Origin of the sequence: Bacteroides sp. (assembly GCF_028690125.1) — a bacterium.
Classification (GTDB): domain Bacteria; phylum Bacteroidota; class Bacteroidia; order Bacteroidales; family Bacteroidaceae; genus Bacteroides.
Window position 1 is genome coordinate 38,989 of record NZ_JAQVBV010000008.1, and the last position, 19,681, is coordinate 58,669.

Here is a 19,681-nt window from a genome sequence, read left to right on the forward strand (position 1 = left end):
ATTAATTGCAACAGCCTCTTTTAATTATTGCAAATCATAGTATATATTTTTGTTAGATAGAAGAATTATTTTTGTCACTCACTTTATTTAGTTCAGTTTCGATATCTCAAAGCAATGTTCATGTTGCTCGAAATAATACTTTAGTTTCAGGTGCTGTAACCGGCAGATAGAATCGGCAATTGCTAAACCTAAACCAGTAGAACCTTCTTTTTTGCTTCCTTGATAGAAACGTTCGAAAATATGTTCTTTATCTAATGGATAATCCACTCCGGTATTTCGGAAAATAATATTATATTTGGTGATTTCAATTCGTATATGACCTCCATCAACATTATGAACAAAAGCATTCCTCAACAGATTTGTCAATAAAGCAACAGCCAATGATTCATTCATTGTTGCACAGAATTCACCTTGTTCCGTAATAGTTGTTTCTAAATCACGATATTCATAAACTTCTTCATAATCTTTCAAGTACTGTTTGAGAAAATCATTTAGTCCCAAATCTTTAGTATCAGAAAATTGTCCATTATCTATTTTAGTCAATAATAATAATGATTTATTTAGTTTAGTGATATATTCTAAAGTCTGATGGGTTTTCATCAATTCTTCCAATTGATGTTCAGATAACGAATCATCCTCCATCAACATCTCCAACCGATTACGGCAAATAGCAAGCGGAGTCTGTATCTCATGCGAAGCATTTCCTATAAATTGCTTTTGCTGCTCGAATGTTTGTTCTGTACGTTCAACGTAACGAGTAGCGGCATCATTCAGTTTACGAAATTCTGTTATCTGAGTATTATTCTTTAACGGTTCATTTTTCTTTCCGGTCTTATAACCATCCAGCCAATGAAGCAGGACATATAACGGGCGCATATTCCGATAGAACACCCATACCGAAATAGCAATGATAGAAAGTAATAAAGCAACATACAGAAAGATAATCCAGATAAGAATTGCACCTTTCAAATCATCTTTTTCGATACTGGGAGTAGATACAGTAAGTTTGTGATAATACCCCTCGCCATCTTTAAAGATAGTAGTCAGAATACGTGCCGGTTCGGTTTCTTCCTTTTCTACAATATAAACCATAGAATCTTTATATTGAATATCTTCATGGCTTTCTGCATATCTTTTGCTGACTTCTGTAAGATAATATTGGTTATTGGAGCCATTATTTCTAGCAGGCAACTCTTCTCCTGCCAATGCACGAATAATAATTGTTTCAGAATAGTCTTCCAACGCATCATCTACTTCATCATTAATTTCGTCAATCATCGTGACATAGAAAAAGACAGCCCAAATCGTTAGAATAAGAGTTAAAGCTAAAGAAATGCGAAGAATGATGTAATATATCAATTTCATAGATGAACGCCAGTTACTTTTATTCTACAATCATTTTATAGCCAAAACCATAGACTGCTTTCAGCTCTATATTAGCTCCCGAATCTTTCAATTTCTTACGGAGATTTTTAATTTGAGCATAAATGAAATCAAAGTTGTCCACCTGATCAATATGATCTCCCCAAACAGATTCTGCCAATGTATTCTTATTTATTAATCTTCCGGGGCGATTGATAAAGTATAATAAGATATCATATTCTTTGCGGTTCAACTCTAGCTCTTGATTATCAACAAAGACTTTGTATTTATCTGGTTCAACTCGTACATTTCCCTGACAAATATTAATTTCTCCGTCGTTTTGGTGGCGACGGATAACACTTTTAATTCGTGCATTCAACTCAACCAAGTGAAATGGTTTAGGTAAATAATCGTCTGCTCCCAATTCCAGTCCCAAAACCTTATCTTCTATCGAATCTTTAGCCGAAATAATTATCACATTCTCTCGTTTATGCATAGATTTCAGTTTCTCTAAAATATCTAATCCGCTTCCGCCAGGTAACATTATATCTAATAAGATACAATCATAGTTATAATCCTCTATTTTATTTAAAGCTGTATTGAAGCTATCTGCTGTTTCCACAACATAACGTTCTTTCTCTAATGAGAGTTGTATTAGTTCTCTTAGAGCCGGTTCATCTTCTACAATTAATATCTTCATAAAAAGTTCTCCTTTCTTGTGCGATTACAAAGAAAAAGGATATTTCTGAAATAAAACTGAAATGTATAAAAAAAGAGTCTGAAATCTCAATTTGATTTCAAACTCTTTGTGATTAATGTGATTTAGGTTGGGCTTTTCTCACATCTTCTTAATAAGAACGTGCAAAGATTACACGGCAAGCAGAGGGCTTACCTGTAACCATACATTTACCTGGTTCTTTATCACCAACAACGAATGATTCGAATGGGATACACCGAATAGTAGCTTTAGTTTCTTCTTTTATCTTTTCTTCAGTTTCAGTTGTTCCGTCCCAATGAGCCAGGATAAAACCGCCTTCTTCGATTTTTTCTTTGAATTCATCGTAAGAATCAACCGCAGTGATATGTGAATTACGATAATCTAACGCTTTCTGATAAATATTTTGCTGCATTTCTTCAAGCAGATTCTGAACATATGTTTCAATACCGTCACAAGTTATTGTTTCTTTTTCAAGTGTATCGCGACGCATTACTTCCATCGTATTATTTTCTAAATCACGACCGCCCATCACAAGACGTACAGGAACTCCCTTCAATTCATAATCTGCAAATTTGAAGCCCGGACGTTTATTATCCGCATTATCATATTTTACAGAAATACCCATTGCTTTTAGTTTGGCAACAATATCTGCAACTTTAGCATCAATTTGTTTCAGTTGTTCGTCGTTTTTATAGATAGGAACGATAACGACCTGAATAGGAGCTAAATGTGGAGGTAGAACCAAACCATTATCATCGGAGTGAGTCATAATCAACGCACCCATCAAACGAGTAGAAACTCCCCATGAAGTAGCCCAAACATATTCCAACTTATTTTCTTTATTTACAAACTGAACGTCAAATGCTTTAGCAAAGTTTTGTCCCAAGAAATGAGAAGTACCACTCTGTAATGCTTTTCCGTCCTGCATCATCGCTTCAATAGTATAAGTATCAAGTGCACCGGCAAAACGTTCGTTAGCCGATTTAACACCTTTCACAACCGGCATAGCCATATATTTCTCTGCAAATTCAGCATATACATTCAGCATTCTTTGTGCTTCTTCTTCAGCTTCCTCACGCGTAGCATGTGCAGTATGTCCCTCTTGCCACAAAAATTCAGCAGTACGTAGGAATAGACGAGTACGCATTTCCCAACGAAATACATTTGCCCATTGATTGCATAAAATAGGGAGATCACGGTAGGACTGAATCCAATTCTTATATGTGTTCCAGATGATAGTTTCAGAGGTTGGACGAATAATCAGTTCTTCTTCTAACTTTGCAGCTGGGTCTACTACAACCCCAGAACCATCTTCTGCATTCTTCAAACGATAGTGTGTTACAACAGCACATTCTTTAGCAAAACCTTCTACATGCTCTGCTTCACGACTAAGGAATGATTTTGGAATTAACAGCGGGAAATAAGCATTCACATGTCCTGTTTCTTTAAACATATCGTCCAATTGACGTTGTATTTTTTCCCAGATAGCGTATCCGTAAGGCTTAATCACCATACATCCGCGTACAGCAGATTGTTCTGCCAAGTCAGCTTTTACCACCAAATCGTTGTACCATTGAGAATAGTTCTCACTACGTTTGGTCAGGTCTTTCAGTTCTTTTGCCATTATATTTTTCTTTTTGAAGTTTCTCAAGTGTTAAAACAGGATGCAAAAATACGAAAAATGAACGAACTGTGCCTATTCTTCGCAGTTTATTTTTAACTGTGATTAGACTGTAAAAAGAAAGGAGTACCTTAAAGTACTCCTCTCATCAATTTTTCTTCTTTATTTTTATAAAGAGCGGTAAACGAGGCTCGAACTCGCGACCCCCAGCTTGGGAAGCTAGTGCTCTACCAACTGAGCTATTACCGCATTCATATACTTTTTCACAAATGCCTTATGAAATAGTGGTGCAAAGGTAAACATAATTTTTATATCTCAAATAAAATCTTTTATTTTTTAGCAGAAGAAGAATTAACAATATTCATCGTTTGTTTCATTATATATATCGATAGTCTATTTACTCATAGGTTAAAGTGAACAAACCCATTCATTTATATGTTAGAAAGTCTCTAAAATAAGATTTGACTGACATGAAAAAGAATTCGCTAATTATCGCACTACTTATTTTATGTTTTCCTGGCATTCGGATGTACGCACAAACTCCGCTAAGTTTTGTAGAATCATTGCGTATACTCCAGCAAGGAAATCAGAGTTTGAAGATAGCTGATAAAGGTATAGAGATAGCAAAGACAGAACGTGACAAATTAAATGCTTTCTGGTATCCCAGTTTGCAATCAACAGGTGCTTTCGTGCATATGTCCGAGAAGATTGAGGTGAAACAACCTCTATCACAATTTACAGATCCCGCTAAGGATTTTGTGCATTCCATTATTCCCGATGATCAAATAATTTCATCCATTCTTGATCAAATAGGTACTAACACTCTTATTTTCCCACTTACACCACGTAACTTGACAACAGTCGATTTATCGGCTGAATGGGTTCTTTTCTCAGGAGGAAAGCGTTTCCGTGCTACCAATATCGGGCGTACAATGGTAGATTTGGCCAGAGAAACCCGTGCAGAAGTCTCTGCTAACCAACAAAACCTGTTAGCAGAAAGTTATTATGGACTTCGATTGGCACAACAGATTATATCTGTACGCGAAGAAACATTCAAAGGATTGCAAAAACATTATGAAAATGCTCTCAAACTAGAAGCAGCCGGAATAATAGACAAAGCAGGACGTTTGTTTGCTCAAGTCAATATGGACGAAGCTAAACGGGAATTGGAAGCTGCCCGTAAGGAAGAGACAGTCATGCAAAGTGCTCTTAAAACTCTACTGAACAAGAAAGATAGAGATGAGAACATTGTCCCTACTTCTCCCCTGTTTATGAATGATTCTATACCACCTAAAATGATTTTCGATCTATCAGTTAGAAGTGGAAACTATCTACTGAACCAGATCCATTTACAAGAACATATTGCCAAGCAACAAGTACGTATCGACCAAAGCGGTTACTTTCCGAATATAGCATTATTTGGAAAACAAACACTTTATTCGCACGGTATCCAAAGTAATTTGGTTCCTCGTACTATGATCGGAATCGGATTTACATGGAACTTGTTTGATGGACTGGATCGCGAAAAACGGATTCGACAATCGAAGCTAACACAACAGACACTAGCCTTGGGGCATATGAAAGCCCAAGATGATCTGGCTGTAGGAGTAGACAAGCTATATACGCAACTTCAAAAAGCGCAGGACAATGTAAAAGCATTAAATGCAACTATTGAATTGAGCGAAGAATTGGTACGTATCCGCAAAAAGTCTTTCACTGAAGGAATGGCGACTTCTACCGAAGTCATTGATGCGGAGACAATGCTTTCAAAAGTGAAAGTAGCCCGATTGGCTGCTTATTATGAATATGATGTGGCACTGATGAATTTACTTTCACTTTGTGGCACACCGGAACAATTTGTAAACTATCAACCTAAACCGTAAGAAATAATGAAACCAATGAGTAGAACCCTTTCCTGGGCTTTTGTCATCATCATGCTGGCAGTTGCCATTTTCACAGCCCTGGGAATGATATTGATGCATAAACAACCGCTAGTTCTGCAAGGACAGGCGGAAGCAACAGAAATTCGGATTAGCGGGAAACTTCCCGGACGTATTGACACCTTTTTAGTGAAAGAAGGTGATTGGGTACATCAGGGAGACACTCTCGTTGTTATCAATAGTCCCGAAGTACACGCTAAATACCAACAGGTAAATGCTTTGGAGCAAGTAGCTATGCAACAAAATAAGAAGATTGATGCAGGCACTCGCAAGCAGATCGTGGCTACTGCACTGCAATTATGGAATAAAACAGAAAGTGATCTGACATTGGCTAATACAACCTATAGCCGTATTCTTACATTATATAAGGATAGTGTAGTGACTTCTCAACGAAAGGATGAAGTAGAAGCAATGTACAAAGCAGCCTTAGCTGCCGAGCGTGCAGCCTACGAGCAATATCAGATGGCTGTAGACGGTGCACAGAAAGAAGATAAAGCATCGGCAGCCAGTATGGTAGATGCTGCACGAAGTACAGTAGATGAAGTTTCCGCACTATTAGTAGACGCGCGATTAACCGCACCGGAAGACGGACAGATTGCTACTATCTTTCCCAAACGTGGTGAACTGGTTGCACCGGGAACACCTATCATGAATTTGGTGGTTATGGATGATGTACATGTTGTACTCAATGTTCGGGAAGACCTGATGCCGCAATTTAAAATGGGAGGAACATTCATTGCAAATGTACCTGCTATCGGTAAAGAGAATATTGAATTCAAAATCTATTATATCAGTCCATTAGGTAGTTTTGCTACATGGAAATCAACCAAACAGACCGGGAGTTACGATTTGCAAACTTTTGAGATCCATGCTCGTCCCACACAGAAAGTAGAAGATTTGCGTCCGGGAATGTCCGTATTATTGACGCTAAACGATTAAAAGCATGAGTTCATCACAAACATATTATCCTTTTCACGCTGTATTGCTTAGAGAATGGCAACGTATGACTTCGCGACGTCTTTATTTGGGAGTATGCATTGTCCTGCCACTGTTCACTCTCTTCTTTATGGCTACCATTTTCGGCAACGGACAAATGGAAAACATACCTATTGGCATTATCGACCAGGATAATACAGCGAGTTCCAGAGCAATAGTCCGTAATATATCAGCCGTGCCTACATTTAAAGTAACGCGACACTTTGTAAACGAAGCTGCCGCCCGAAAAGCCGTGCAGAAAAAGGAAATATATGGTTATCTCTCTATTCCGCCCAAATTTGAGCAATATGCTATCACCGGAAAGAATGCAACACTTTCCTATTATTATCATTATGCGCTCATGTCGGTTGGCGGTGAACTGATGGCTGCATTCGAAACATCCTTAGCTTCGGTGTCTCTTTCGCCTATCGTGATGCAAGCTGTTGCGTTAGGAGTAGACCAAGAACAGATTACCACTTTTCTATTACCTGTACAAGCAGATAATCATCCGATATATAATCCGAGCCTTGATTATTCGGTATATTTAAGTCAGCCCTTCTTTTTCGTATTATTCCAGGTCCTGATTCTACTGACTACAGTATATGCAGTTGGTATTGAAATAAAGTTCCGAACAGCTAATGCATGGTTAGCTATTGCCAAAGGAAACATGGTAACAGCCGTATTAGGAAAACTGCTGCCCTATACTATTATATATATACTGATAGGATGGCTTGCCAATTATGTAATGTTTGGCATTCTGCATATTCCTTTTCAGGGAAGTTGGTGGCTAATGAATATGATGACTGTCCTTTTCATTGTAGCAACGCAAGCTCTTGGACTATTTTTGTTTTCATTATTCCCTGCCATTTCACTAATCATTAGTATCGTCTCAATGGTAGGTTCTTTAGGTGCTACCTTATCGGGGGTAACCTTTCCAGTTCCTAATATGTATCCGTTAGTGCGAGATGCTTCCAATCTATTTCCTGTCCGTCATTTTACAGAAGCAATGCAAATGATGCTTTATGGAGGCAGTGGATTTATTCATCTTTGGACGTCGGCTGTAATATTGTGTATATTTCCTTTGTTGGCACTTATGTTGCTTCCCCATTTGAAACGAGCTATAGAAAGTCATAAGTATGAAAACATTAAGTAAGGTCCAACAGATATCGTTCATCATCCAGCGTGAATTTGTAGCTATCAGCACCAGTTATGCTATATTATTGGTATTGATAGGAGGAATTTTCGTGTACGGATTACTCTATAATTATATGTATGCTCCTAATATCGTAACAGATGTTCCGGTAGCTGTAGTTGATAATTCTCACAGCCAATTAAGTCGTAATTTTATCCGATGGCTAGATGCTACTCCACAAACAGAAATTTATGATCAAGCTGTAGATTATCATGAAGCTAAAGAATGGATGAAAACAGGAAAAGTGCAGGGAATTATCTATTTACCACATGATTTTGAAGATCGGGTATTCCGGGGAGATGAAGCCGTATTTTCTCTATATGCTACTACAGATGCTTTTTTATATTTTGAGGCTTTACAAGGCTCTTCTTCATTAGTCATGTTGGCTATCAATGATAAATATCGTCCGGATGGAGCTGTTTTTCTACCCCCTCAAGGATTGTTAGCTATAGCGATGGCAAAACCTGTGAATGTATCAGGAACAGCACTTTATAATTATACAGAAGGATATGGTTCTTATCTGATTCCGGCTGTTATGATGATCATTATTTTTCAGACATTGTTAATGGTGATCGGAATGGCAACGGGAGAAGAATATCATACAGGAGGAATTCGCGCATATACTCCCTTTGGGCAAGGTTGGGGAGTCGCCCTTCGTATTGTAGCAGGAAAAACTTTTGTGTATTGTAGTTTATATGCAGTCTTCTCTTTTTTCTTATTAGGTTTACTCCCCTACTTTTTCAGTATTCCCAATATTGGTAATGGACTATATATTGTATTATTATTGATTCCATATCTGATAGCTACTTCCTTCCTTGGATTGGCAGCTTCGCGGTATTTTACAGATTCGGAAGCACCCTTACTTATGATAGCCTTTTTCTCGGTAGGATTAATATTCCTTTCCGGAGTCTCCTATCCGTTGGAGTTAATGCCGTGGTACTGGAAAGCAGCTCATTACATTCTTCCGGCTGCACCTGCTACCCTTGCTTTTGTGAAGCTAAATTCAATGGGAGCAAGTATGGCTGACATCCGACCGGAATATATTACTTTATGGATTCAAGCAGGAATCTATTTTCTATTAAGTATATGGGTATACAAGCAAAAGTTAAACAAATAGTATATTTTCATGCAATATGTAACAAAATAACAAAAATAGTAAAAAGCTGATTTATACTATTTTTCAGACGCGGATGACGCAGATAACGCGGATTTTTAAGATTAAATTTATTATCTAATTTCTTAAAATCCGCGTTATCTGCGTCATCCGCGTCTAAAAGTTTCCTTATGAAAACCTATATAACATTTGATATACTTATCATTTATTATAAATACCCTATATCATCTACGAATCAAATATTTGATAAAGAAATAACCTCCAAATACCTGTAGAAGCATACCGGGGACTCCTATACGAAAATCCTGAATAGCTTTGAAAAAGCTACCGACATATATCCATTCTCCTAAAGTACCGACTAATTGATAACTAAATACCACTCCTACCAAAATTGGAATAGATATGCGTCCGAAACGCTGTGCAGCCCATCCGGCAGCAATAGCCAGCAGTATTGATTTCAAAAGAATAGCAGGTAAAGCGACAGGCATTGGCATACCGAATAATAAAGAGTTTATTATAGGTGATAAGATCGCTGTCAATAACCCTACTTTCCATCCATACTTATAAGCTCCTATTAATGTAAAGAAATAAATGGGTAACCAAGTTACTCCACCTTGGGAAATGAGATGAAAGAGTTGGGGAAAAAGGATGTTGCCTACCACGAATAACGAGGCTGCCAAATAAGTTTTTACCTCACTATAATTAAGTGAATAGAGTTTTACTGTTGTTGTTTCCATATTTATATTATTATTTAAAAGTTCAAATTTACACCCCCCATAAAGGTTGCTTTAGGCATGGGATATCCAGCGTTGATTTCATAACGTTGTGCTAACAGGTTCTCACCTTTTACAAAGATACTGGCAAAATTACATAAGCGGTAACTCCCCCGAAGATTCCACAATACAAAACTGTCTTGCTTTTCGCTTCCTTTATTATTGATGATGACCTCCGTATAAAGTCCCTTTATATATTGTATTCCTGTGGCCAAGTTCCAACGTCCTGAAGTAAAATTTGCCCCAGCATACAATTTGTGTTCGGGAGCGGCAAGAACAGGATTCTCCATATGCAACCAACTATAATTAGCATTAACACTCCAATGAGAGTCAATCCGATAGTTCATGTTAGTTTCAATACCCCAATTCTCAATTTCTCCCGAATTTACATTGAGCGGAGGTATCAATCCGTTGGACATAATTACATTATCTCCATTAATATAATATAGACTCAATCCGTATGAAAATGCTTTTTCCAATAGGCGTTGAGAGTATGACAATTCATAGTTTATCAGTTTCTCCGCTTTCAAATCAGGATTTGCGGGAGGGAACATATACATTTCGCGAATGGTCGGATTACGATATCCTTTGCTTACCATTGCTTTCAACTCTGCACTTTTGGGTAGATGAAAAGCCAGACCTCCTTGTGGAATCCACTCAGTCCCTACATGAGAATGATGATCCACACGAACACCGGCATCCAAAGATAACCAACTATACAGGTCTTGTCGAAAGTCTACATATCCCGCAAACTCATCCATTTGTTTGTCAACTCCCGGAATTTGTTCACCCGTAGCTACTACCCTATTCCAAGATTCTCCTCCGAAATGTTGATAATCAAGTCCAACAGTCAAGCGATTACCCGAGAAGAGACTAGCGCTCTGATACAATGAAACGCCTAGCATCTTATCCTTAGAATTAAAATGTGATTTCTGAGGTTCCTTTCCCGGAGAATACCCATCATTTATGTTATGTCGCCCCCAATTATAGAAAAAGCTCAAAGCACCGGAAGTTTTTTCATAACGATTCTCTAAAGCAAATGAAGTCATTCCACGTGTTATACGCGAATCATTATCAATGAGTGGAGACTGAATTCTCCCAGGATTAGAAGCATTGAAATGGGTAACATTTACATCTCCCCACACTTTCCAGTAATTACTGAAATCATATCCTAATTTAGCATATCCACCATATTGTTCGAACCCCATATCGGAGCGATGACCATCTGTCCGGTTATAAGAGCCTGTTACCACACTATTGAAACGTCCCTTCCTTACGCGGTTGGATAATTCCGTCTGCAAAGTATTATATGAGCCGTAGCCAACTTGCGCATCGGTATTTACTCCGTCTTCCAACTGTTTACGGGTAACGATGTTGATGACTCCTCCCATTGCATTAGAGCCATATAGTACGGATGCAGGTCCACGCACCACTTCCACCCTTTCCGCCATCATTGATTGGTAAGCATCTGCTATCGGATGTCCCATTAATCCCATATATTGAGGATGACCATCAATCAAGACAAGTAATCCTGCCGTCGGACTTCCTCCGATACCACGCAGACTCATACCACCTGCCGCACCTCCAGATACACCGTATCCCATCATACCACGGCTGGTTGTAAATAATCCCGGCACTTGTTCATTCAGAAGTGGTAACAAGGAAGCCTCGTATCTATTCTCTATTTCCGAACGTCCCACTACCGATATCGTCATCGGCAAATGACGTATATCCGTTTCATTACGTGTCCCCGTAACTACTACTTCATCAATAGCATAATTCCGGGTAATTTGTGCAGTATCTTTTCTGATTTGTGCTGTTCCTGAAAAGGAAAACAAACTACTAATTAAAACCAAACAGACTGTGTTCTTTACCATATTCATTTTTTATTTCTGATTTTTTCGATAAAATCATGTATTAACGGCAATATTTCTTCAGCAGACTCTGCTTCACTACACATCGTTTCTACAGGACACCATCCGGTGTGATCACGATTCCAGATAAACGGTACTTCCTCTGCAAAATCTACTTTTACATCCGACTGACAGAATAATTCCAGAGCTTTAGAACTGATTATATCGGTATATAATTCTTTTATGCCTCCCAGAATCATTAATGCAGCAGCACCTTTACCTACTACCTTGTCGGCAATAGAAGCCCCCTTTAGGAAATCCGGTTCCAAAGTCAGCAAATCATATAAATCGGCCACTCCACGTTGAGTGAAAGTACGGTGCATTTCTCCATTGGCAATTACGCAGGAGTATCCTCCCGAATGCAATAAATTAATCAATTCTTTCATTAAATAGTTCCTTGTTTTAGTTGTTCTACAAATTGGTCTATGCGATGCAATTCCTTGGGTACATCAATATTTTGTGGACAATGAGGCACACACTGGTTGCATCCAATACAGTGGCTTGCTTGTCGTAGTTTCGGCACACTACGGTCATAACCGACCAGAAAAGCACGACGAGCCTTAGCATAATTCTCATCCTGTCCGTTTTTGGGCACGTTACCTTCATTGACACAACGATTATAATGCAATAATATACCCGGTATATCCAATCCGTATGGACATGGCATACAATATTTGCAATCGTTGCATGGAATTGTAGGATATTTCAGCATTAATTGTGCCGTTTCTTCCAGAAAGTTTTTCTCTTCATCAGTAAGTGGCTGTAAAGGAGAATAAGTGATTAGATTATCCTGTAGATGCTCCATATAAGTCATTCCACTTAAAACGGTCAGTACTTTATCCGGAGTCCCTGCAAAACGGAAAGCCCAAGATGCTACACTACCTTCCGGGCTACGTTGTTTGAGCCGTGCCACCAGATTATCATTCAGTTTAGACAGACGCCCTCCTAAAAGCGGTTCCATAATCACTGCCGGAATATTACGTTTTACCAGTTCTTCATACAGATATTCCGCATCCATATTGCGGGTATTCACTTCTTTAGCATGCTTCCAATCTACATAGTTAAGCTGTATCTGTACAAAGTCCCACTTTATTTCATCATGCAACGAAAGCAAGTAATCATACACTTCAATATCACCATGATATGAAAATCCAAGATTTCGAATGCGCCCCGCTTCACGTTCCTTAATCAGGAAGTCCAGCATTCCATTATCCAAATACCTGCCTTTAAGAGCATCCATTCCACCCATACCGATGCCATGAAGCAACATATAGTCAATGCAATCTACTTGAAGATCAGTAAATGATTTATGATACATCTTCAAAGAGGCTTCACGAGACCAACTATTCGGATCAAAATTAGACAGCTTGGTAGCAATAAAATACTTTTCACGTGCGTGGCGACTTAATGCAATACCCGTAGCTTTTTCAGAAAAGCCCTGCACGTATGCAGGAGACGTATCGAAATAGTTCACTCCATGAGCAATAGCGTAATCTACCAATTCATTCACTGCATCCTGATCAATCACTTCACCATTGCCATCGGGAGCCGGTTTGAGTGGCCATCGCATACAGCCATATCCTAATAGTGAAACACGATCTCCGGTAGAAGGAGCGGTGCGATAAGTCATTTTATCGGTAGGAACCTCTTTTTCTGTCGAAGCACTGTTTGGACCGGACTTATTATCGGAAGAGCATCCATACAACAGCCCTGTTGATGTGGCAGCATTGATACCTACAATTTTGATGAATTCTCTTCTATTTATCTCTTTTTTATTTTTTTCTTCCATCATCTTATTCAGAAATTAGATTTTATACAACTCGGTGCATCAAATGTCCATTCACATAAATTGCGCTGAAAGGACGTGACGGACATAAATTTTCACAAGCTCCACAACCGATACAGCGTTCTATATTTACTATCGGAATCTTGGGAGAATCTGAAATGTCAGGGTCCGATGGAACCATCTGTATAGCATTAGTGGGGCAATGACGAGCACAGTTTCCACATTCTTTTCCATCTGTCAATGGAATACAATTCTCTTTCACCCATACAGCATGACCGATTTGAGTAGCCGATTTATCGGCCGTAGTAATCGGGTGAATAGCGCCTGCCGGACAGACATCCGAGCACTTGGTACATTCAGGACGACAATAGCCACGCTCGTATGACATTTCCGGTTGCATCAATGTCATTAAATTGTCTGAGGGACGCAACACCTGATTCGGACAAACGGAAACACATAACTGGCAAGCAGTACAATGCTGAGTAAAATTACGTGCACTTAATGCACCCGGAGGAAATAGCTTATTTTCCCGCTTCGGAATCTTTTTGTCTTCAATAGCAGCCAATCCCCCATCTACCTTCTTTTCCTGAGCTTTCAAAATAGCTGTTGTGGCAAAGATGGCAGATGCCGACAAGAAACTACGACGAGTATTGTTCGCTGATGTTGCATTCATATGCAAAGTTTCCAACGAATCTGATGCATCGTTTACTGCTTTAGGAATTTGCCTGGTATACTTGATAGCTCCATGTTTACATTTTCCCATACAGTCCATGCAAGCCACGCAACGGCTATAATCTATTTCATGTGCTTTCGGATTAATACAAGACGCCTTGCAATTACGGGCACACAACCCACAATTATTACATTTTGCAGTATCAATCATCGGTTTGAAGAGAGAATACCGGGAGATAAAACCCAAAACAGTCCCGACAGGGCAAATTGTGTTACAATAAGTACGTCCGTTCCGCCATGCTACTATAAATAGTACGACAAAAGTAACAACAGCGATCAGCAAAGTAGAAAAACTTTTTATCCAAACATCCACTTCATAGAAAGCATAACTGCCAGCCCGTTCCGCCAGATAAGCAAGAAGATTATTTCCCCATTGCCAGACCGGAGCGAAAAGGTTGGAAACAATACGTCCATAAGCACTGTAAGGAGCCAAAAGGATCGCTAAAGCATTAAAGCTGCTAACCATAGCAATGATAAACACGGCTAATACTCCGTAACGTAACCATTTTTTCGCCGGTGAATAACGAAAACGGTTTTTCTTCCGCTTCCCGGATATCCAGGAGATAATATCCTGAAAAACTCCCAAAGGACATATTACCGAACAATAAACACGTCCGAACACGAATGTCAATGCAACAAGGAATAATACGACACCAATATTCAACGCTAATAATGCAGGTAATAATTGAATTTTAGCCAGCCACCCGAACCATGTGTGCAGTGTCCCTGTAAAGTCAAGAAAAAGCAGGGTAATGATTGTAAAGCACACAATAGCGGCTGTGATTCTGATAATACGTAGCATAATCAAATAAATTTCAAGTTATAGTAGTTTAAATTCTTTTATTTAAAGAGTTTTACCGTATGTCTGATAACGTATACACAACAACCGGCTTTTTTACGATGCAAATTTAATCACAGAGATTTACTTTTCACGTATATTAATTACCGAAAGTTATACCAATATTACAGATTTACTTTCTTTTAATAGAAAACTGCCCGTCAATACATCATTGGGATATATCAACGAGCAGTCATTTTACAGTTTCATTTCTATATACTCTTCGATGTAAAAAAATGTATCAGACATTCTTCCCCATTTCATATGCCTCCGTCAGGGAAGGTTTTCCTTCTATTTCTCCCACCTTCCAAGCACCTATACCATAAATAACTCCCTTTTCCACCGGGCCTTCCAAACAGTCGAGGAAACCACGGAAGCCATCGATAGTACGTTCCATCATTGGAACGCTCTCTTCCGCAGCAGCAATAATAAAATAGAATTCTTTATTGCGAATTTCAAGATAACAGGCACAGCAACGGTCAATCAACGTTTTCATTTGTGCAGACATCGTATAGAAATAAACAGGAGTTGCCATTACAATAACATCTGCTTCTATCATCTTGGCGACAATAGCTGCCGCATCATCCTTTTGCGGACAAGGTTTACTATACATACTGCAAACACTACATCCTGTGCAATAATTGATTTGTTTGTCTTTCAAGAAAATCTTTTCTACTTTATTTCCTACCGATTCAGCACCTTGCAGAAATTCATCACATAGTCTGTCAGAGTTTCCTCCTTTACGAGGACTGGATGATAGTATCAGAACTTTTTTACTCATAATTGTATCCTTCTTTTGGTGATCAAATATTTAATATGCAAAAGTATACAGAGTTTATTAAAACTTTCGTATACAAATTACATATCCTATTACCATTTTTACAGATATGACAAAGAATTCAATTAGTTTAGTTTCACGACTTCTCCGATCTCCGGAATCAGCACATCCAAAGAGTCCTTATCCCTCATGTCTTGGGCATTTTTCAGAGGTTCATCCCACCGATGTTTGGCTAATGCATACTTAGAATGATGCACAGTCAGGAAACGCTTTGCCTTCAAATCTTTTGCAGCTTTTGCCATATATTGCGGCATTAGATGAATATATTTCCATTCTTCATTATATTGACCGTTTTCAAGTATAGCAAGATCAATATCAGGAAAATGGTTACCTATATCCGAATAATGAGTGTCATATCCTCCATCTCCACCAATATATATATTCTGAGAAGGGGCTTGCAATAAGAATGAAGCCCATAGTGACTGATTTGAATGAAGCCCGCGACCGGAGAAGTGACGAGCCGATAAACAATGAATCAGGAAGCCGGACTCAAGATTCGCATCTTCATTCCAGTCCAGTTCAACAATTTGTTTTTTATCAAAACCCCAATATTCAAAATGTTCACCAACTCCTAAAGAGCAAATCACTTTACCAATGCGTCCTTTTAACTCCTTCACTGTATGATAATCCAGATGATCCCAATGGTCGTGGGTAATGACCAGATAGTCGATATCCGGCATATCTTCCGGACGATAGATCTCCGTACCCTCAAATGGCTTATTGACAAAAGACACAGGAGAAGCCATACAAAATACCGGGTCCACCAATATCTTCTTTCCTCCTGTCTGAATGAGATAAGATGAATGTCCGAACCACACAAGAACTTCTTCTTCCGGCTTTAATTGCTTAAGATCCGTTTTGATTACTTTTAAAGGAGCATCCGGTCGCAAACCATCTGTCTTCCGGAAAAGGAAACTCCAGATTGCTTCCAGACGCCCTTTATCTGAAGTCATCAAAACTGTTTCATGCAGATTCTGAAACTTTCCGTCTCTATAGTTGGGAGATTGTTTCACCCGTTCCAGGCGTTCTCCGCGAGGTATTCTGCCAAAGCTAGGCTGATTGACAAAAGTAATCACGGCAATGGCTAATAATGCTATTATAGCGAATGTATATCCTATAATCATACTTACCTTAATTTTCTTGAATATGTGCATAACAATTTTTTTATTCATTTTATGCAGCAAAGGTACTTTATTTGGAATACTTTAGATTATCTACATTACAGATTATTATACCCGAATTACAGATTCGGATATAATTGTAATGATGAAACAGTTTTGATCACACATCAAAAATATATTTTGTAACTTAAATTAGGAATCAGCCCCGTTCCATCCTTTTTCTCTATAACCCCGTTCTTTTCGTTATACTGATAAAAGTGCATTCCTGTTTTCATTCCGATATTCAATATCTTTAATGAGAATTCATGAGATACCTTTTTCTTATTTATCTTGTAACTCATAGAGATATCACCATTCATTGAGGGCTCAAATCTTTTGGTATAAGCTTTGGTTTCGTCAAAAACAATATCGTGTTCAGCTTGAGACCTTTCTTCATCTAGCGGAGTATAACGCCCTCCTCCATAGAAAAACACACGTCCGTTGATACTCAACACATTTTGTTTAAGCCTACCCACCATCCATTCTTTTCCGGCAAGAACATTAAACAGATAACCTTTATCTAATCTCGTATTTCTCCAAATATGATCACCCCCTTTGTATTTTGACTTAAACACTGTTCCTGTTATCATATAGTAGAATCCATTTTTCATATACTGTTCCAATGTAATATCCACACCATAATTCTTGCCTACCCCATTATTTTTCAATATTCTGTCCAAATAGAATTCCTGATAATTAATGATAGAAAACGAAGAACCTTCTTCAACAGGAATGTGAAATAAATATTGGTAATAAGGCTCTATTTTCAAATGCAGATTTTGGTTAATATTCCAATCATAAGTTAGTCCGAAATGATGTGCTTTGGAAAAGTCCAGATATTTGTTCGACTCTTTTCTTCCGTTCATTTCCCGTTCTACAAAATAATAGTCGAGCCTTTCTCTGCGACTATGCAATCCATAAGCAAAGGCTAAAGTATGCTTCGGATTCAGTTTCCAGTTGAATGCAATCCTTGGTTCTACCGACCAATTTTTATTCAAGGTAAAGTATTGAGCATTAATCCCCAAGCTTGTAGTCAGGTGGTCAGTTAAATCTATAAGAGAGTTACTATAGGCCGAAAGAACCGTACTTTCCCCACTTCCTTTTGACACTTGTTCCATCGGCTTGTCAAGCCCAAAGTAAGGACTTACTTTATAGTCAAGATCATATTTAAGCTCTGTTACAGTGATACCCGTTCTATTAGTATGTCTGGAACCAAACTTTTTGTTCAGATAAGAATTAAATACGATGTCCCATTTGGAATTCTGAATATCTCCTACTCTTATCAATTTGTCGTCGTCCGTCTGTTGGTCTACAATCGTATGATCTTTGGAATATGTAGCGGAAATGGAAGAACGGATATAGGTATTTTCATCTATAAAGTATTTGTGAGTCAATCCTCCTGCCGATTTATCCATTTTATTTTCTCCTGCCTGCCGGTCTCCCAATGTCTCCCATTCGGAACGTTCCAGAAATTCGTCTTTATTTCTGTCAGTCAATCCTATTCCCCATATTGAAAAAGTTCCAGCCTTTTGGGTGGGAAAATTCAGTTTGAATGCCAGATCCTGATATTTCAGGTTAATATCATTGCCGGTAGCAAGTGAAGTTGTAGAGAAACGGTAGTTAATGAGATAAGAACTTCCCTGCTTTTTATTAATAGGACCTTCTGATGCCAAGTCAATTCCCATCAATCCGAGTTGGAAAGTGTGTTCATACTTTTGATTGTTTCCATTACGTAAGTGCATATCAAATACTCCGGATAAAGCATTATTATATTCTGCCGGGGAAGCACCATTATAAAAATCAGAATTACCTATCACTTGTGTACTTAATGCCGACAAGAAACCACCTCCCAAACCCGATAGATCGGCAAAATGAGTTGGATTAGGAATCTCTATGCCTTCCAATCGCCATTGAGTAAACTGCGGAGCATTTCCCCTGATAGCAATAGCATTGGTTCCTACATCTCCAGCTACTCCGGCAAATGCAGAACTCAATCTTGCCGGATCGTCAAAACCATTGGCAAATCTACTTGCTTCTTCCATACTAATCATACGTCCACCGCCAATAGCCATGGGATTTAAAGGTCTGTCTTTCTTTACTTCCGGTTGTACAACAACTTCATTCAAAGTATGAACGTCTTCATCAATCGGTATTTCTATATAAACCTCTTTAGAAGAAGTGACCAATACTTCCCTTACAATCTTCGGATAATACCCCATAAAAGAGATACGGATGTTATAACGTCCCACTGGAATGTTACGAATCTGAAAGCGCCCCAGACTATCAGTGACAGCATACAGAGATGGCTCTCCCAATATATTGACTGAAGCATATTCTAGCGGTACATTGGTCTTAGAATCTATTACAATCCCTCTGATCGTTTGAGTCGGTTTCTGTGCAAGTTTGTCTGCAGATTTTTCCTTTTCATCGGATAATGAAATGATAATGTGACGTCCTTTTATTTTGTAAACCAGTTCTGTATTCTTCAAAATCCGGTTAAGAGCAGTTTTTAGATCCACTCCTTTCACATCAATGGTAATCTTCTGCTCAACATCCAGTTGTTTTCTACTATAAGCAATTGTATATTTGCTTTGTGCTTCAATTTGCTCAAAAGCTTGTTTCATGGTAATGTCCTGCCCCGAAATTGTAACTTTCGTGTTTTGTGCGTTTGATGTGACTGACAGGATAAGGATGATTATCAAACAAACAATTTTATAAT

At 38.5% G+C, this 19,681-nt stretch carries 15 protein-coding genes and 1 tRNA gene; 4 read left to right on the forward strand and 12 right to left on the reverse strand.

Annotated features, from left to right (window positions below; translation table 11 throughout):
* Nucleotides 1-87: 87 nt before the first annotated feature.
* The 4 genes from PHO71_RS07225 to PHO71_RS07240 form a co-directional block, all read right to left on the reverse strand.
* The gene (locus PHO71_RS07225) at nucleotides 88-1,365 is read right to left on the reverse strand and encodes a HAMP domain-containing sensor histidine kinase (protein ID WP_300201015.1); all 1,278 of its coding nucleotides are present in this window, start codon (nucleotides 1,363-1,365) and stop codon (nucleotides 88-90) included.
* Nucleotides 1,366-1,384: 19 nt separating this feature from the next.
* Complete coding sequence (locus PHO71_RS07230) at nucleotides 1,385-2,062, reverse strand: response regulator transcription factor (RefSeq protein ID WP_300201017.1); 678 nt, start codon at nucleotides 2,060-2,062, stop codon at nucleotides 1,385-1,387.
* Nucleotides 2,063-2,210: 148 nt separating this feature from the next.
* On the reverse strand, nucleotides 2,211-3,704 hold the full coding sequence (gene proS / locus PHO71_RS07235) for a proline--tRNA ligase (protein ID WP_300201020.1): 1,494 nt from the start codon (nucleotides 3,702-3,704) through the stop codon (nucleotides 2,211-2,213).
* Nucleotides 3,705-3,877: 173 nt separating this feature from the next.
* Nucleotides 3,878-3,950, reverse strand: a tRNA-Gly gene (locus PHO71_RS07240).
* A 221-nt stretch (nucleotides 3,951-4,171) separates the two neighbouring features.
* Here PHO71_RS07240 and PHO71_RS07245 point away from each other — a divergent pair.
* The 4 genes from PHO71_RS07245 to PHO71_RS07260 are packed head-to-tail and all read left to right on the forward strand — an operon-like array spanning nucleotide 4,172 to nucleotide 8,925.
* A complete protein-coding gene (locus PHO71_RS07245; RefSeq protein ID WP_300201023.1) occupies nucleotides 4,172-5,584 on the forward strand; it encodes a TolC family protein in 1,413 nt (470 codons plus the stop codon).
* Between the two features lie 6 nt (nucleotides 5,585-5,590).
* Nucleotides 5,591-6,580: an efflux RND transporter periplasmic adaptor subunit gene (locus PHO71_RS07250; RefSeq protein ID WP_300201026.1), complete on the forward strand. Its 990-nt coding sequence runs from the start codon at nucleotides 5,591-5,593 to the stop codon at nucleotides 6,578-6,580.
* Between the two features lie 4 nt (nucleotides 6,581-6,584).
* Nucleotides 6,585-7,769 carry an ABC transporter permease gene (locus tag PHO71_RS07255; RefSeq protein WP_300201028.1) on the forward strand — a complete coding sequence of 395 codons (1,185 nt, stop codon included), beginning with the start codon at nucleotides 6,585-6,587 and terminating at the stop codon, nucleotides 7,767-7,769.
* Entirely contained in the window at nucleotides 7,753-8,925 is a 1,173-nt protein-coding gene (locus tag PHO71_RS07260; RefSeq protein WP_300201031.1) for an ABC transporter permease, read from the forward strand. The genes PHO71_RS07255 and PHO71_RS07260 overlap by 17 nt, the downstream gene beginning before the upstream one ends.
* A gap of 221 nt (nucleotides 8,926-9,146) precedes the next feature.
* Here the strand turns inward: PHO71_RS07260 and PHO71_RS07265 are convergent, their stop codons facing one another.
* The 8 genes from PHO71_RS07265 to PHO71_RS07300 all read right to left on the reverse strand — a co-directional run bounded on the left by PHO71_RS07265 (nucleotide 9,147) and on the right by PHO71_RS07300 (nucleotide 19,673).
* Nucleotides 9,147-9,659 (reverse strand): ECF transporter S component, encoded by a 513-nt coding sequence (locus PHO71_RS07265; protein ID WP_300201034.1) that lies wholly within the window; start codon nucleotides 9,657-9,659, stop codon nucleotides 9,147-9,149.
* Nucleotides 9,660-9,673: 14 nt separating this feature from the next.
* Nucleotides 9,674-11,572: a TonB-dependent receptor gene (locus PHO71_RS07270; protein ID WP_300201036.1), complete on the reverse strand. Its 1,899-nt coding sequence runs from the start codon at nucleotides 11,570-11,572 to the stop codon at nucleotides 9,674-9,676.
* 2 nt (nucleotides 11,573-11,574) lie between these two features.
* Nucleotides 11,575-11,994, reverse strand: a complete 420-nt coding sequence (locus PHO71_RS07275; RefSeq protein ID WP_300201038.1) for a DUF1893 domain-containing protein — start codon at nucleotides 11,992-11,994, stop codon at nucleotides 11,575-11,577.
* On the reverse strand, nucleotides 11,994-13,397 hold the full coding sequence (locus PHO71_RS07280; RefSeq protein WP_300201318.1) for an aldo/keto reductase: 1,404 nt from the start codon (nucleotides 13,395-13,397) through the stop codon (nucleotides 11,994-11,996). The genes PHO71_RS07275 and PHO71_RS07280 overlap by 1 nt, the downstream gene beginning before the upstream one ends.
* Before the next feature lie 22 nt (nucleotides 13,398-13,419).
* The gene (locus PHO71_RS07285) at nucleotides 13,420-14,928 is read right to left on the reverse strand and encodes a 4Fe-4S binding protein (protein ID WP_300201040.1); all 1,509 of its coding nucleotides are present in this window, start codon (nucleotides 14,926-14,928) and stop codon (nucleotides 13,420-13,422) included.
* Between the two features lie 277 nt (nucleotides 14,929-15,205).
* Complete coding sequence (locus tag PHO71_RS07290) at nucleotides 15,206-15,745, reverse strand: flavodoxin family protein (RefSeq protein WP_300201042.1); 540 nt, start codon at nucleotides 15,743-15,745, stop codon at nucleotides 15,206-15,208.
* A gap of 122 nt (nucleotides 15,746-15,867) precedes the next feature.
* On the reverse strand, nucleotides 15,868-16,974 hold the full coding sequence (locus PHO71_RS07295) for an MBL fold metallo-hydrolase (protein ID WP_300201045.1): 1,107 nt from the start codon (nucleotides 16,972-16,974) through the stop codon (nucleotides 15,868-15,870).
* Between the two features lie 116 nt (nucleotides 16,975-17,090).
* The gene (locus PHO71_RS07300; RefSeq protein WP_367279889.1) at nucleotides 17,091-19,673 is read right to left on the reverse strand and encodes a carboxypeptidase-like regulatory domain-containing protein; all 2,583 of its coding nucleotides are present in this window, start codon (nucleotides 19,671-19,673) and stop codon (nucleotides 17,091-17,093) included.
* Nucleotides 19,674-19,681: the final 8 nt, after the last annotated feature.

Bases quoted from the DNA above. Each gene is read 5' to 3' on its own strand.
- PHO71_RS07285 (WP_300201040.1), bottom strand. From the start codon at position 14,928: ATGCTACGTATTATCAGAATCACAGCCGCTATTGTGTGCTTTACAATC.
- PHO71_RS07280 (WP_300201318.1), bottom strand. From the start codon at position 13,397: ATGGAAGAAAAAAATAAAAAAGAGATAAATAGAAGAGAATTCATCAAA.
- PHO71_RS07265 (WP_300201034.1), bottom strand. From the start codon at position 9,659: ATGGAAACAACAACAGTAAAACTCTATTCACTTAATTATAGTGAGGTA.
- PHO71_RS07270 (WP_300201036.1), bottom strand. From the start codon at position 11,572: ATGGTAAAGAACACAGTCTGTTTGGTTTTAATTAGTAGTTTGTTTTCC.
- PHO71_RS07290 (WP_300201042.1), bottom strand. From the start codon at position 15,745: ATGAGTAAAAAAGTTCTGATACTATCATCCAGTCCTCGTAAAGGAGGA.
- PHO71_RS07230 (WP_300201017.1), bottom strand. From the start codon at position 2,062: ATGAAGATATTAATTGTAGAAGATGAACCGGCTCTAAGAGAACTAATA.
- PHO71_RS07255 (WP_300201028.1), top strand. From the start codon at position 6,585: ATGAGTTCATCACAAACATATTATCCTTTTCACGCTGTATTGCTTAGA.
- proS (WP_300201020.1), bottom strand. From the start codon at position 3,704: ATGGCAAAAGAACTGAAAGACCTGACCAAACGTAGTGAGAACTATTCT.
- PHO71_RS07275 (WP_300201038.1), bottom strand. From the start codon at position 11,994: ATGAAAGAATTGATTAATTTATTGCATTCGGGAGGATACTCCTGCGTA.
- PHO71_RS07245 (WP_300201023.1), top strand. From the start codon at position 4,172: ATGAAAAAGAATTCGCTAATTATCGCACTACTTATTTTATGTTTTCCT.
- PHO71_RS07225 (WP_300201015.1), bottom strand. From the start codon at position 1,365: ATGAAATTGATATATTACATCATTCTTCGCATTTCTTTAGCTTTAACT.
- PHO71_RS07250 (WP_300201026.1), top strand. From the start codon at position 5,591: ATGAAACCAATGAGTAGAACCCTTTCCTGGGCTTTTGTCATCATCATG.
- PHO71_RS07260 (WP_300201031.1), top strand. From the start codon at position 7,753: ATGAAAACATTAAGTAAGGTCCAACAGATATCGTTCATCATCCAGCGT.
- PHO71_RS07295 (WP_300201045.1), bottom strand. From the start codon at position 16,974: ATGAATAAAAAAATTGTTATGCACATATTCAAGAAAATTAAGGTAAGT.